The following is a 14,802-nucleotide window of genomic DNA, read 5'->3' as shown; positions in this document are numbered from 1 at the left end:
AAGGCATCTATGAGAAAGCATATAGTATTTTTTTTACTTTTTATTTTTGTATTACTAAGTGGTTGTAATGAAAACCACAATATATCCAACCCAGTGTTTAATTGGAATGGACATAATTATATTGTAACAAACGAACCAATAACCAAAAATGAATTGGATGAGAAAATTGGGAAAATAACAATACAAACAAAAGAATTACCGAAAAATCATGAAGAAGGTTATAAACTAAGTGAGGGTACAAATTTATACAAAATAAAAAATACGGAAATTACGAATAATATTGATAGCATGATGGCAATAGAAATTAAAGGGGAATATAAAGTTGCAAGAATACTTAATGAAATAAAGTAATATATGAAAAAAACTATTTTGAATACATTTTAATGTGTAACAAAAGGAACAAATGAAAAGCATGTAGCATGTTTTGTAATCGAAAAAATATGATGTAAACTCGGAGGAAGGTCGGTGCGGTAAGGTTTTCCTTCCTGGGCATTTATAAAATACCAAATATTAGGGAGAAACAGACCAACGACCGACCTGCGCTCCATAAACTTATTCGGAGCGCGACAAACACTGCCGGCCCATATTTTTAAGAGATTAGGTATCTTAATTAATATAAAAGGGCTAATGGTTGGGAATTATATCCACATTACCTGTTGTATTGTATAATCAAAGTACAATATTTAAAAGGTGATGGTAGTTTTGCTAACAATATTACAAATTGTTTTTTCAATCATAGTTGTATCACTCTCAACTTACGGAATTATCACAAGTGATTATTCGTTGAATTTCTTACTGATATTCATATTAGGTTTATTGATTTCCCATGCAGAAGGTGTGGGTACAGAATCTTCTGGTTATAATTCACATGCGGAAGGTATGAATACCAATGCTCTTGGAAGTAGCTCACACGCAGAAGGTATGGATACAAAGGCTTCTGCAAATTTTTCCCATGCAGAAGGTGTGCGTACAGAAGCTTCTGGATATGCTTCTCATGCGGAAGGACCGTATACAAATGCTTCTGGATATGCTTCTCATGCGGAAGGATGGTATACAAATGCAGAAGGTTATTGCTCGCATGCACAAAATAGAGAAACAATCGCAAACAATTATGCATCAACAGCAATAGGAAAATTTAATAAAAAATTAAAAGGTGAATCTTCATCTGCAGTCCAAAACAGTGACGAGTTTGTAATAGGAAACGGCATCGCGGATCTAATACGTAGTAATGCTTTTAATAGTGGAAGGCATTACTTATTTTAAATTAATAATGCGTATTGCGCTTCTTCTGAAGTGAATTTTCCCCCATATTCTGAAATCAATTGATCGGAAATAGCCGAATCAGACATACTTTTCATAGTTAAGTAGATAGAAAGGGATAAAAGAAGGCATTTTTACTTAGTTTTTATTCCTTATCTAGGTCTTATGTGGTAACTTTAGTGTGTACATATGGTTTTTATTAAAGGAGAGGTATGGAATGTTACATAGGAAATCATCTAGCAATAATATAATGATTAAAGCTCTAGCTACGAGTGTGATGATAGCTGCTGTCGTTATTCCAGTTGCAAGTGAAAATGTGGAAGCAGCATCAGTAACAAAAACTACATTTAAAGATGTAACTAAGTCACATTGGGCATATGAGTCCATTAAACAGGTAGCTGAAAAAGGACTAGTAACAGGATATGAGGATGGTACATATAAACCATCTGCTCAAGTTACACGCGCAGAGTTTGCGACATTCTTATCTAGGATGTTCGATAGCAAAGACCGCACTACTGCAAAATTTAAAGATGTGGGTTCACATTGGGCAATTGATGCCATTCAAGAAGGATTAGCAGTTGGATTTATTCAGGAGAGCGACTTCACGAACAATAAATTTGAGCCAAACAAACCAATGACGCGTGGTGAAATGTCTCGTTGGCTTGCAAATGGTTTAGCTCATGCTAATCCTGAATATGCAAAAGCAATTGAAGAAATGGCGAATTCAAGCCTTACAATTATTCCGATTCCTGAGTTTTACAAAGGTGGGGTAAACAAAAAAGATTTACCTTATATCGGGGTGGCACTAGGTACTGGATTGCTTTCTGGCTACAGTGACTTTACGTTCAAACCAAACGGTAATACAACTCGTGCCGAGGTAGCAACAATTCTTATCCGCTTTATGGATGCTATGAAAAAAGCACCTTCTGATTTCACAGGATTACAGGAGTTGCTTGAGGTTGCTAACACAGGAACAAACATCTTAACAATTTCTAATTTCAAGAAAACGAAATATACAGGATATGAAGCTATTCTTGGTAAGCCTCATACTCATTTGAATAAAGGAGTTGCGACAATTGAACGAGCAATAGTGATAGATACTACTGGTTCGAAAGCAAAAGGAATCTATAAAGATATGTTCTTTAATGAAAATACTCCATCTTATAATGGATTAAATAGAAATTTTTATACAGTTTTTTACGAATACACTTTAGTCCCAAGTCGGGACGTTAGTTTGCATGGCATTGCCGATGGCTCGTTAGAGGGCTATGGATTATCATCTCGTGTTGACAAAAGCAAAAGCGAACAATTTAATATCTCAACACCTAAGAATGTATTAGATAATGATTTTAAAAATGGCGGAAAATATCGATATTGGGCAGAAGGCAGTTTCTTAAATCGACCAGGAATATCAATAACAGGTCGAGCGGACGATAATAGTTTTTACTATTATGAAATTCCGCAATAGAAATGACAATTAAATGTATTTATAGAGACAAATTAATAACAATTAAGACCACTCCGCGATGAAGTGACCGACTTAACCGATTATGAACCTATCAAAGAAATATTATTAAAGATTTTATTTTAATTTTAAAGATTGTTAATATTGCTATTGTAAAAAAAGTCACTCGTATAAAAAATGAGTGACTTTTTCCACTTAATTAATCCTTTGCACCTGCCCGGTGTTAAATAATTTTATATTTTTGAGTACCCCAGTGTACCCCAATTTGTACCCCAATTAAGTGGGGTACAACGGGTAAAAACGGACAACACCATTTTTTGCTAAATAAAGAATTAGATAAAAATCCTTGTTTTTGAAAAATTTAATATTCTATTTTTTTCATATCAAAAATGCAAAAACCCCGCCAAATCAATATTTTTACGCTATAATGTAGGACGAGGTGAAGAAAATGTTTGTAAGTGAAAAACAAATTGAAATTCGATATGCTGAGACTGACCAAATGGGCGTAGTGTATCATGCGAACTACATCATTTGGATGGAAATAGGTCGTTCACAGTTAGTCAATGATGCAGGCTTTGAGTATGCAGAGTTAGAAAAAGATGGTTATGTATCGCCAGTGATGGATTTATCCGTTTCTTATAAGGCTGCTATGCATTATGGCCAAGAGGCAACGGTTCGTACATGGGTGGAAAAACACGATCGCTTACGTACAACATATGGCTATGAAATTTTACATGAAGACGGCACGATTGCAGCGACTGCTCAGTCCGTACATATTCTAGCGCAAAAAGATACGTTACGTCCGGTATCCTTAAGTAAAATTGATCCGGCATGGGATGCGAAATACAAAGAAATCGCACGCGAGACGAAATAGGAGAAAAGAACATGGAACTTTTATTGGCAATCGGTGCAATTATGGCTTGTCTAGGTGTTGTGCTAGGTGCTTTTGGAGCACATGCACTAAAAGATAAATTTGCGTCACCACATTACGCAGCCATTTGGGAAACTGCTGTGCAATATCATATGTACCATTCATTAGGTTTACTAGGGCTTGGTATTTTATCGAGTGATGCCCTTTTAGGAGCTTCTAGTATGCTTTCTTGGGCAGGTTATTTAATGTTTGCAGGTATTGTGTTTTTCTCAGGTAGTTTATATGTATTAGCTGTTACAGGTGTGAAAAAGCTTGGAGCGATTACCCCAATCGGTGGGATGTTATTTATTATTGCCTGGGTGCTAGTGGCTATTGCCGCTTTTTCTTAAGAAATACTTAGATCCACTATAAATACGAGTGAGGTAGTTCCTATGGAGCTATCTCATTTTTTATAAAGAAGTAAAAAAATGAAACAAATTGTTCTATTTGTGCGTACTACATAATGAGTAGATTATTTTAGCATTTTAGCTTATTTCAACGGTTGCTCTAACATTCGCTGAAATAGAGGATCTCAGGTTAAAAACTTCACGTCTGTGAAAACGCCTGAGGGGCTAAAGCCTGCAGACGCAATGATGTCGAGGCATAACTGATATGGTAAAATAAGTGTTAAGTATATAAGTTGAAGGTGGGAATAAAAATGGGTTTATTAAAAGCAGGAGTTGGCGCATTAGCAGGTGTTCTAGAAGATCAATGGCGTGAATATTTCAATTGTGAATCACTTTCAGCGGATATTCTTGTGGCAAAGGGTGTTAAACGTACTTCTAAACGAGGGTCAAATAAAGGTAATGACAATATTATTAGTAATGGCTCTATTATTGCTATAAATGAAGGGCAATGTATGATGATTGTCGAGCAAGGGAAAGTAGTGGAGTTCTCTGCGGAGTCTGGGGAGTATGTTTATGATACATCAACAGAGCCTTCGATTATGTATGGCACTGATTTGTCTGAAGGAATTATAGAAACATTCAAGCAAATTGGTAAACGCTTTACTTTTGGAGGAGAACCTGCAAAGGATCAGCGAGTGTACTATTTTAATAAAAAAGAAATCGTAGGTAATAAATATGGGACTCCAGCACCGGTTCCTTTCCGCGTTATCGACCGTAATATCGGCCTAGATATTGATATTGCTATTCGTTGTCATGGGGAATATTCATATAAAATTGTTGATCCATTATTATTCTATACGAATGTTTGCGGAAACGTAGAGCGTGAATTTACAAGAGATACTATCGATAGCCAATTAAAAACAGAGCTGATGACAGCGTTACAGCCGGCTTTCGCACATATTTCAGCAAGCGGGGTTCGCTATAGCGAAATTCCGGCACATACAGTTGCTCTAGCAGATGCCCTTAATAAAGTGTTATCAGAGAAATGGCTAGCAACTCGTGGTTTAGCAGTTGTATCCTTTGGCATCAGTTCTTTAAAAGCATCTGAAGAAGATGAAGCAATGATTAAACAACTACAACGAAATGCAGTAATGCGTGATCCAGGTATGGCTGCGGCTCATTTAACGGGTGCTCAGGCGGAAGCAATGATTGCAGCATCCAAAAATGATGGCGGAGCAATGGCAGGATTTATGGGCATGAACATGGCAGCTCAAGCAGGCGGTGTTAATGCAGGACAGCTTTACCAAATGAATGAGCAAAATAAACAGGTAGCCCAGCAACAACAAACAGCGACGAACTCAGATGCATGGAAATGTGCATGTGGTAACGAAAACACTGGTAAATTCTGCTCAAATTGTGGGACACCAAAACCTGCAGAAGAAGGATGGACTTGTACATGTGGTGCTGTCAACAAAGGCAAATTCTGTAGCGAATGCGGTGCTAAAAAACCTTCAGGAGCATTACAATACGTTTGCGATAAATGTGGATGGCAGCCAGAAGATCCAGCGAACCCACCAAAGTTCTGTTCGGAGTGTGGCGATGTCTTTGATGAGAATGATGTTAAGTAAGGAGATGACTAATGATGCCAACGCAAGATGCTGAAAATTTTAAACAAGTAAAGCTTGATTTTGACGCTGAGTGTCCATCATGTAGTGCATCTATTGAATTTAACCCCGCAACTGGAAAGCTTACGTGTCCATATTGTGGCTATGAGACTGAAATTGCAGCCCCAGAGAAGCGAGAGGAAAAAGTTGCCCAGGAAATGGATTTTGCAAAGGCTGAAGAACGAGGGAATTTTAACTGGGGTGTAGAGAAAAAAACAGTTATTTGTAAATCCTGTGCGGCAGAAACTATATATGATGCATTACAAGTAGCCGATAGTTGCCCGTATTGTGGTTCTAATCAAGTTATGGAGGCTAGTGCTAAAAATACACTAGCACCGAACGGAGTATGCGCGTTTGAAATAACAGATAAGCAAGCAGGAGAGAACTTCCAAAGATGGATTAAAGGAAAATGGTTTACACCGAGAGCAGCAAAAGATAGTGCAAAGCCTGATTCATTTAAAGGGGTTTATCTTCCATACTGGACTTTTGATACTAAAACTAGCTCCAGGTATTCCGCAAGATACGGTAGACATCGAACAGTTACAGATAAAGAGGGGAATACCCGAACTGAAACGGATTGGTATTCCACAAGTGGTTTTTATCAGGAATTTATTGATGATCATTTAATAAGTGCGACAGCCCGTTATGATCGAAATATGATGCGAAAAATAGAACCCTTTAATTTACTCAATAATAAAGCCTATAAACCAGAATATGTATCAGGCTTTTTATCAGAGCGCTACAGTATTGGTTTACAGGACGGATGGAGTCAAGCGAAGAGAGAAATTTCGGATCATCTGGAGGCACAAATTACTTCAAAAATACGTTGGGAACATCATGCGGATGTAGTATCTGGCTTAAATTTCTCAACAACACATGATGATATTACATATAAATATCTAATGTTACCAATTTGGCTTTCTTCATTCCGCTACAAAGAAAAGGTTTATCGATTCATGGTGAATGGACAGACAGGTCAAGTAGGTGGAGATGCCCCGATTTCACCACTTCGTGTAACATTTGCAGTCATCTTATCATTAATTACGATGGCGATTATTTGGTATTTCTTTATGTCAGAATAGTTATGAGCAGTATTCCTGTAGGGTATAATCCATACGTTGGAATACTGCTTTTTAACTTCTTTCATGCAATTATACCGAGGCATAATTCATCTAATTAGTAGAGAATGCATCAGCAAAAAAAATAAATAGGTGAACGGCTGAATAATGTTAGGAAATAGGATGAAATCCTCTAGTTATCACGGCTTTCACTTCCGGTAGTTGCATAAGTTATAATAGGAAGAAATTCTAAGGGGATTTTGCACAGTACTACATGAAAAAGGCGAATCCATGTGTTAGAGTGGCACTAAATAAAAATATATGTACTTAAGCAACCTATTTTATGGGAAAGTCGTTATGAATGATGAATTGTCAGAAAAACGCACATAAACCTAAGCATATGTTTAGTGTACGAATGTAGTATGAAAAAGAAATGTTTTTCGTCAAAGTAATGGTACTTCTTGTGACCTTTATTGTAAGAAGTGATGAGCAGAAAGCGTGTGAAAAAACTTTTTAAAACGCTAATGCGTTTTATTAATACATCATTTTGGTGGGGATTTGTTAAATTTCAGGACAATTTATTCCATAAAATAACGTCATGTGAAGTTGCCAATTTACTTTAAACAAATTATTATACAGTCAGAGAGCTTTTTTTCATGAAATGAGCTGTGAATGTAATGTTATTCTTGGATAACATCATGTATGGAGGTTTCGACAATGGATGCAATTGAAGTGTTAACAAATTTAGATCAAATACATGGGTATTTTCAACCGATATTTAGCGCGGATGCGCATACGGTGATTGCCTACGAAATTTCCGGACAGTTACAAATTGAGGGTCAACAAATTAATTTAAAAGACTTTGTGAATAACGAAGATATCCCAGAAGAATATCGAATCGATATGGAACATAAAATTTTACACGCTGCGTTAGCCAAAGTAGAAGAAATCGGACAGGATATTGATATTTATATTCCAAGTAACCCGAACTTACTGATGCAGGATTTCGGTGAAAGTCATTTTAATATTATTCAACAATATATTAGTGAAGAGGATTTACATCGTATTGTATTAGTTGTTTCTGAGCATCGTTTTTTAGGTGATATTCATAAGTTGCACCATGCAGTACGTTACTTTACGACTTTTGGTGTCAAAATTGCTATTCAGGAAGTAGGTGCGGAGAGTCATTTAGAGCATATTGCTCTATTATCACCACAAATCTTAAAGGTTAATATTCGTGACTTAAATTATGATTCTTGGTCTGCACAGTCAGATATGATATCAGCAATAGGTAGCCTCGCTTATAAAATTGGCGCAAATCTTTTGTTTGAAGGAATCGAAACTGTTTATCAATTACAATTTGCGTGGAAGAATGGAGGCCGATATTATCAGGGCCGATACTTAGCAAATTCCGCATTGACATTCGTAGAGAAGGATATTTTAAAGGAGCGTTTTAAAGAGGAGTGCCAGCAATTTATTACCTCTGAAAAGAAAATTCTAGAGGCGCAATATTTTGAGTTGAAAAAGTTGCGGGAGGAGCTAGAAGCGATCGTCCATCGTGTAAAACCTTCTAGTGACAACATCACACATCTAGAGCATCTAGCGCAGCTGTTGGATAGTTATTCGTTCCGAGTGTATATTTGTAATGAAGATGGTTTCCAACTATCGCCAAACGTAATGCGTATAGAAGGTCAGTGGGAATTGCAGCCAAGAGCGATCAATAAAAACTGGAGTTGGCGTCCATACTTCCTACAAACAATCATTAAAATGCGCAACGATCAAAGCGGAGAAATTTCAGAGCTTTATCGAGATATCGAGACAGGGGAAATTACAAGAACATTTTCGATTGCTATAAACGAGCATGAGTACTTGTTCGTCGATCTTTCGTATGATTACCTTTATGAGCACAATATCTTTAGATAGTACTACAAATGCCTATATATCAAAGTCTGGGGTACAAGAATAACTTGTACCCCATTTTGTACCCCAAATTTGTGTAGAAAAAGAGAATCACTTGAGTTTTATTATCAGGATGCAACGCTACCATGGCCTGAAAAAGCATTGCTGTTATGAAACTGAGAAAGAAGCTAAATGAATCAGTGGAAAGCAAAGGAAAAGGAAGAAATAAAAATTGATATAGTAAATCTCCAGCCGTTTATGTATATTTATGGAGGAGGGAGTTTGAACAATGAAAAAATTACTTTTAGTACCACTAACATTGCTACTAGTTATTTTGTTAGTAGCGTGTAACCAAGATAAAGAAAGCGATAGTGGTAAGAAAACCGATAATGCTGATAAAACAGCAGAGGAAACACCATTAAAAGTCGATAAAGGACTATTAAACGTTGAAGTTACAATACCAGCTTCGTTTTTGGAAGGTCAGGACATCGATACAGCGATTACTGCAGCGAAAGAAGAAGGGGTTAAAGAAGTCATTAAAAATAGTGACGGCTCTGTAACATACAAAATGCCTAAATCAGTTCATAAAAAAATGTTGAAAGATCTGGAAAAAAGTGTTGTAGAAACGGTAGAAGAAATTAAAACTAGTGATGATTTTACTTCTATAAAAGATGTAACTTATAATAAATCCTTTACTGAGTTTACACTAACTGTAAATAAAGAACAGTTTGAAAACAGTTTTGATGCTATGTCATCAATGGGACTTGCGATAGTGGGAATGTATTATCAACTTTTCAATGGAATGGATCCGGAGAAGTTTAAAGTGACAGTAATTTTTAAAGATGAAGCAAATGGAGATGTAATTAACAAAGTTGTTTATCCTGATGATTTGAATGATAGTAAATAAACTGGAGAACACTTAGTGTGGAATTATCCTCTTTAAATAGGGCATCTAAAAAATGACTATATTTCTAGTCTATTACATGTCCTTTTTGAAGGGGATATTTTTATGAGTAGAACAAATAAAGTCATGTAGACGGAAATTAATTAAAAGCAGAAGAAATTTAGATTTGAAATAAATGGAGAATAGGCCTGTCAGATGCAGATATAAGTAATACCATTAAAAAAGAAATTTCTTTATGAACACACTAAAACTACAAATATGTTTATATAATAATTAAGGGTACAAATATAATTTGTACCCCAATTTTGATCTCTATAATTATTTTAACGGAATTCCAAGTCCTAAGGCAGAAGCAATAGATACAATCGAGCTGATAACACCTAGTATTGTAGTTAATTTCTCTAATGGTTTTTTAGCTTTCTCTTTTTCTCCATTTTTTATATAAGTTTCAAGGAGTTCAAAATGAGCTTCTGCAATTTCTCGTTGTTCAACGGATAGGTGTTGAATTTCTTCGTGAAGTTGTTGTAAAGCATTGATAATGTCACTTGGCGGGCTAGCTATCCCTTGACTGAGTGTACCATTGTTTTCAATAGTTATATTACCTTTGTTTTCTCCAAAAGTTAGACCACCATATTTACTAGATTCACCCATATAACCATCTCCTAATATAATAGTTACTTTCCCAAGTTTTGATACTTTATCTAATACTTGATCAGAATTCTCTTTTGCTAAAATATCTATAATTTCTCTTAAACTCTCTGGTTTATTTTGTTTACTTAACCGGACATTTTCCTCTTTATTAGTAATTTTTTTTTTGAAAAACTTTGTCTGAAATCTTCACTTAATTCAATGATTGGAATAGCATTTAAAGGATCAAAACAATTTTCTGTACCACAATATTTGCAAGTAATGAAATCCATATTTTCAAGTTCGGATTTACTAGCAGTTAAAATACTTCTACTACATTCCTCACATTGAAATTCTAATTTTATAACGAGCGCTTCTTGTTTTTCTAATTCAGATAATTGATCAATAACTAATCCAAGAGGCAAGTTAGTTATTTTTGCAATATAACTATGGTAAAATTTATCAATTTTACTAATAGCAATTACCTCAAGTGCATTATCTATTTTTTGAGAAATTTCCCATGGCTTTAAATTGCTCAATACTTTTACCTCGCAGAATAAATTTGGTAAATCAATTTTTCTCTAATATAATCCAATACACGTTCAGACGCAAATACATTGAACTTAAATGTCTTTGTATTGACACCGATTCGAACAGAATATTCTTGTTTAACGCCATCAACACTATGTTCAAATAGTATAGATCCTTTTTGTTTGGAAAGATAAGGTTCTAAATAATTGTATAAGGGTAAACCTCGTAGTTCTCTAATACTACCTAATCCTATCGTTTCAAGACCACTTAACAGTAACAAAGTAAAAGGTGTTGTTTCTAAAATACCGGTGATATGTTCGCAATTTAAATTTTGCTCTAGAACTGATAATTCACCACTAGTATAGTATTCGTCAATTGCAGAAAGTATACTCACAATGGATTGACCTTGCGTTTCTTCAAATGTATTGACTAATCCTGCTGGTCTTCCTGTAGCATCAATCAGCCTTCCTTGAAGGGAATCCGCTAAAGTCGCAAGGTTACCACCATAATTCTCCAATAAATCATACTGTTTGAATTCGTATTCTTCATCGACTATTTTAGTTAACCAAGCAATTATTTTTTTGGCAACAGTTGAACTTGCTCGTACTTCAATTATTCCCTTAACTTCATCAATGTAAACAGTTGTAATTTCGTGTTTAATGTATTCTCTACGGTTAGCTAAAAAGTAATCAACATTGACACCTGTTCTATGAATAAATCGTAAATAATATAGTTGTGAACCTTCGATTTCAGCAGCACCAATAATGGTAGGATCAATTGGTACATTTTCGCTATTTGGTGTAACTACTGTTTCGAAAGGATTAAATGGCATTTTTTTAATAATACTTTGTTTAAATCCTGTTAAATCAGTTTTATTTGTCGCCTGGTACCAAGCTAAAGAAACTGCTCCAGAGAAAATATTATTGCTGATCATTTTAAGAACATCGCCATCAATATGCTCAAAAACATCCCATACTCTGCTAGCTAATTCATTTACATTGCCATTGGTATCTAAAGTAATTTTATTACAAATCTCTTTAAGTAGAGTTTTGCTTAATCTATGCAAGTCTTGGGGGAAAATTAAAGATTTAATCGTGTTCATTTAACACCCTCCAGAATTATATTCTGTGTTCGATGATAGTATGCATTTTGCTTAATAAATATAATAGTATATGTTTCATAAACCCAAAAAATGACAAAATAATGTTGGTTGACACGAAAAGATGGACATATATAGACCATGGTTGATAAAGCTAGGGAGGAAACTATCAGAAAATGAAAGTGATTTTATAAAACGTCAATTCAGTACTGAACCTTAAATTAAAAAGTCACTCATTAAAAATTGAGTGACTTTACTTAATTATTCAGCAAAATGAATTTAGGGTACAAAGGACAAGCTTGTTCTCAAATGTACCCCAATTGATTTAGAGGAATGTTAGTAAACGTTTGTTCCTAAATTTAAGATTCTCTGTTCCTCGATAGAGCGAGGTGAGGATATTTCTGGTATAATAAACTGCGAGAGAGGATGATCAGTATGAGTAAAAATATCGTTGTTATAACAGGGGCAGGCAGTGGTTTAGGTGCAGCACTTGCTAAAAAGTATTCGTCTTTAGGCTATCACATTTGTTTACTTGGTAGAACAAAATCAAAGCTTGAGAATACGGCTAAAACTTTAACCAATGGCTATTCTATTTATGAGGTGGATGTTACTTCAAATCAAATGGTTACTCAAACAATTCATTCTATACAAGATGATTTTGGATCGATTCCATTGCTAATTAATAATGCGGGTGTTGGTTATTTTGATTATGCTGAAAACTTGAGTGAGGATTCAGTGCATCAAATGATTGATATTAACTTAAAAGGAACAATTTTTTGTACACAAGCCGTACTAAAAGGTATGAAAGAACGTAATGAAGGAACAATTGTTAATATTGTTTCTACAGCTGGATTAGATGGAAAAGTAACTGAATCAGTTTATTGTGCTAGTAAATTTGGTGTCCGAGGATTTACCGAGAGTCTAGCATTAGAATTAAATGAAACCGCTATTAATGTATGTTCTGTATACATGGGTGGTATGAGAACAGAATTTTGGGACGGAATATTTACTGAGGAAAAAACGAAAACATTAATGGATCCTAATGACATCGCGGATATTATCATGAATAATATTAAACCGCGAAAATCGTTAGCTGTAACCGAGGTTGTCATTAAAAATAAACGATAACAACATAGTTTTTTCTTTTCAGCAACCATTAAGTGCATCAGTTGAGAAGAGCTTTTAGAGAAAAAATTTAAATCTTAATGGATATCATAAAAAAGATCAGTGCTCATTTTTTAGAATGAGAAATCTGGTCTTTTTATGTCTATTCAAGATTTCAAATTTATATAGTTATATAGGCACTGTACGTTACAAAACTGTCATATTGTAATGTTTTTAGTCATGTAAAACGATGGTTGTGGTCCAAATTGCTTGGTATAGTTATCGATGCTGTTATGAAAATTTATAACCTTGTACCCAGCAATGATTGCAAAAAGGAGAATGAAAATGAAATCACTATTAAAAATCTATATGTCTATAATTGTTATGATTGTGGCCTTTTATAGTTTAACGCCAACAATAGTAAACGCAGATGCAAATGAAAAAATTCAAAAGATTGATCAATTTGTTCAAGAGCAAAAGGCGATTAGTAAAATTCCAGGGATATCGATAGTAATTGTAGAGAAGGGGAAAACGGTTTATGAAAAAGGCTTTGGATACGCCGATGTTCAGTCAAAAACACCAGTAACCTCCAATACATTATTTGAACTAGGATCTACATCGAAAGCATTCACTGGACTGGCCATTTTAAAATTGGAAAAGGAAGGGTTACTAAAACGCTCTGATGATGCCAAAAAGTATATCCCATGGTTGGAGTTGAAATATAATGGAGAACCTCAGCCGATTACTATTAATCAATTACTGTATCATACAAGTGGTATAGCTACGAACACAATATCAACTATACCTAAAAGTAACGAACGGAATGCACTTGAGTTGACGGTGAAAAAATTGCTTGATCAGCCATTAAATAGACAACCTGGTAGCTCATTTGAATACGCAACAGTCAATTATGATGTTTTGGGACTCGTTATTGAAAAGGTTTCAAAACAACCCTTTGATATGTATATCAAACAGCAAATATTAGAGCCAATCTCTATGAATGATTCATTTGTTGGACTTCATCAAGTTAAATCTAATGAAATGGCATCAGGATATAAAATCGGACTAATGAGAGAGCAGGAATATACACCACCTATTTACCGTGGAAATATACCTGCAGGATATGTAATAAGTAACACAAATGATATAGCAAAATGGTTAAAGCTACAGTTAGGAAATAGCCAAATTTCTTCGGTTGATAATAAAATGATTCAAGAATCTCATATCCCAGATCAATCTGTAGAGCCCTTCGATAAGGATACATACTATGCAAGCGGATGGGGAGTTATGGGAAAAGACGATAAACAATATATATCCCATGCTGGTAATAATCCAACATTTTCATCTTATTTCATCATGCAGCCCGATGAACAACTAGGAGTAGCCGTATTATCCAATATGAACTCGAGCTATACAACGGCGATAGGGCAAAGTGTGATGGATTTATGGGAAGGGAAGACGGTAAATACTATTCATGCTGACAACTATCAGAATTTGGATAAAATTGTTTCACTTATATCCGTTATTGTTGTAGGCTTTGGGATGTTTTTAAGCGTTCTATTGCTAAAATCCTTGAAGAAGGTTAGTAAAAAACAACGAATTATAGTAGCTTTAACTATGAAAATGGCTTTATTATTAGTTATTCATTCTTTAAGTGTTGCAACAATTTTTGCACTGATCATGATGTTCCCGAAAATATTATCTGGGGGATCAAATTGGGAATTTATTAAAGTATGGGGTCCAACGTCAATCACTGTGTTATTTTATAGTGTTATCGTGTCAGGTGTTATTTACTATTTAGTAGGTTTGGTGAATATTTTTACCAAAAAGAAAATGAATTAAAAATGTAGAGATTTGATGGATAAAGAAATATATGGTAATGTGAAAATAACTTTAGGTGAAGGGGGAGAATCCAAATGAAAAAAAGATCAATA

15 protein-coding genes are annotated in these 14,802 nt (G+C 34.9%); 11 read left to right on the top strand and 4 right to left on the bottom strand.

Going from position 1 to position 14,802, the window contains the following annotated elements:
* The first annotated feature begins 9 nt into the window (after window positions 1–9).
* The gene (locus ACQKN2_RS13800) at window positions 10–351 is read left to right on the top strand and encodes a hypothetical protein (RefSeq protein ID WP_427415446.1); all 342 of its coding nucleotides are present in this window, start codon (window positions 10–12) and stop codon (window positions 349–351) included.
* A gap of 351 nt (window positions 352–702) precedes the next feature.
* Complete coding sequence (locus tag ACQKN2_RS13795; RefSeq protein ID WP_427415445.1) at window positions 703–1,263, top strand: hypothetical protein; 561 nt, start codon at window positions 703–705, stop codon at window positions 1,261–1,263.
* Here the strand turns inward: ACQKN2_RS13795 and ACQKN2_RS13790 are convergent.
* Window positions 1,260–1,358: an Ltp family lipoprotein gene (locus ACQKN2_RS13790; RefSeq protein WP_427415444.1), complete on the bottom strand. Its 99-nt coding sequence runs from the start codon at window positions 1,356–1,358 to the stop codon at window positions 1,260–1,262. The genes ACQKN2_RS13795 and ACQKN2_RS13790 overlap by 4 nt on opposite strands.
* A 119-nt stretch (window positions 1,359–1,477) precedes the next feature.
* Here ACQKN2_RS13790 and ACQKN2_RS13785 point away from each other — a divergent pair, with 119 nt between their 5' ends.
* The 7 genes from ACQKN2_RS13785 to ACQKN2_RS13755 all read left to right on the top strand — a co-directional run bounded on the left by ACQKN2_RS13785 (window position 1,478) and on the right by ACQKN2_RS13755 (window position 9,510).
* Complete coding sequence (locus tag ACQKN2_RS13785) at window positions 1,478–2,728, top strand: S-layer homology domain-containing protein (RefSeq protein ID WP_427415443.1); 1,251 nt, start codon at window positions 1,478–1,480, stop codon at window positions 2,726–2,728.
* 445 nt (window positions 2,729–3,173) lie between these two features.
* Window positions 3,174–3,599, top strand: a complete 426-nt coding sequence (locus ACQKN2_RS13780) for an acyl-CoA thioesterase (protein WP_427415442.1) — start codon at window positions 3,174–3,176, stop codon at window positions 3,597–3,599.
* A gap of 11 nt (window positions 3,600–3,610) precedes the next feature.
* Window positions 3,611–3,985 (top strand): DUF423 domain-containing protein, encoded by a 375-nt coding sequence (locus ACQKN2_RS13775; RefSeq protein ID WP_427415441.1) that lies wholly within the window; start codon window positions 3,611–3,613, stop codon window positions 3,983–3,985.
* Between the two features lie 308 nt (window positions 3,986–4,293).
* A complete protein-coding gene (locus ACQKN2_RS13770; RefSeq protein ID WP_427415440.1) occupies window positions 4,294–5,610 on the top strand; it encodes an SPFH domain-containing protein in 1,317 nt (438 codons plus the stop codon).
* A gap of 11 nt (window positions 5,611–5,621) precedes the next feature.
* Window positions 5,622–6,728 (top strand): hypothetical protein, encoded by a 1,107-nt coding sequence (locus ACQKN2_RS13765; RefSeq protein ID WP_427415439.1) that lies wholly within the window; start codon window positions 5,622–5,624, stop codon window positions 6,726–6,728.
* 693 nt (window positions 6,729–7,421) lie between these two features.
* Window positions 7,422–8,627: an EAL-associated domain-containing protein gene (locus tag ACQKN2_RS13760; RefSeq protein WP_427415438.1), complete on the top strand. Its 1,206-nt coding sequence runs from the start codon at window positions 7,422–7,424 to the stop codon at window positions 8,625–8,627.
* Window positions 8,628–8,892: 265 nt separating this feature from the next.
* The gene (locus ACQKN2_RS13755; protein WP_427415437.1) at window positions 8,893–9,510 is read left to right on the top strand and encodes a hypothetical protein; all 618 of its coding nucleotides are present in this window, start codon (window positions 8,893–8,895) and stop codon (window positions 9,508–9,510) included.
* Window positions 9,511–9,825: 315 nt separating this feature from the next.
* Here the strand turns inward: ACQKN2_RS13755 and ACQKN2_RS13750 are convergent, their stop codons facing one another.
* From ACQKN2_RS13750 to ACQKN2_RS13740, 3 genes are all read right to left on the bottom strand, one after another.
* On the bottom strand, window positions 9,826–10,158 hold the full coding sequence (locus ACQKN2_RS13750) for a hypothetical protein (RefSeq protein WP_427415436.1): 333 nt from the start codon (window positions 10,156–10,158) through the stop codon (window positions 9,826–9,828).
* Between the two features lie 125 nt (window positions 10,159–10,283).
* On the bottom strand, window positions 10,284–10,673 hold the full coding sequence (locus tag ACQKN2_RS13745) for a hypothetical protein (RefSeq protein ID WP_427415435.1): 390 nt from the start codon (window positions 10,671–10,673) through the stop codon (window positions 10,284–10,286).
* 5 nt (window positions 10,674–10,678) lie between these two features.
* On the bottom strand, window positions 10,679–11,767 hold the full coding sequence (locus tag ACQKN2_RS13740) for a hypothetical protein (protein WP_427415434.1): 1,089 nt from the start codon (window positions 11,765–11,767) through the stop codon (window positions 10,679–10,681).
* Window positions 11,768–12,199: 432 nt separating this feature from the next.
* Here ACQKN2_RS13740 and ACQKN2_RS13735 point away from each other — a divergent pair, with 432 nt between their 5' ends.
* The gene (locus ACQKN2_RS13735) at window positions 12,200–12,892 is read left to right on the top strand and encodes an SDR family oxidoreductase (RefSeq protein ID WP_427415433.1); all 693 of its coding nucleotides are present in this window, start codon (window positions 12,200–12,202) and stop codon (window positions 12,890–12,892) included.
* A gap of 315 nt (window positions 12,893–13,207) precedes the next feature.
* The gene (locus tag ACQKN2_RS13730) at window positions 13,208–14,710 is read left to right on the top strand and encodes a serine hydrolase domain-containing protein (RefSeq protein ID WP_427415432.1); all 1,503 of its coding nucleotides are present in this window, start codon (window positions 13,208–13,210) and stop codon (window positions 14,708–14,710) included.
* Window positions 14,711–14,802: the final 92 nt, after the last annotated feature.

Origin of the sequence: Lysinibacillus sp. NPDC093688 (assembly GCF_050280145.1) — a bacterium.
Taxonomy (GTDB): Bacteria; Bacillota; Bacilli; order Bacillales_A; family Planococcaceae; genus Lysinibacillus; species Lysinibacillus xylanilyticus_B.
The sequence above is the reverse complement of the archived record's forward strand: the minus strand, read 5'-3'. Positions and strand labels throughout refer to the sequence as shown.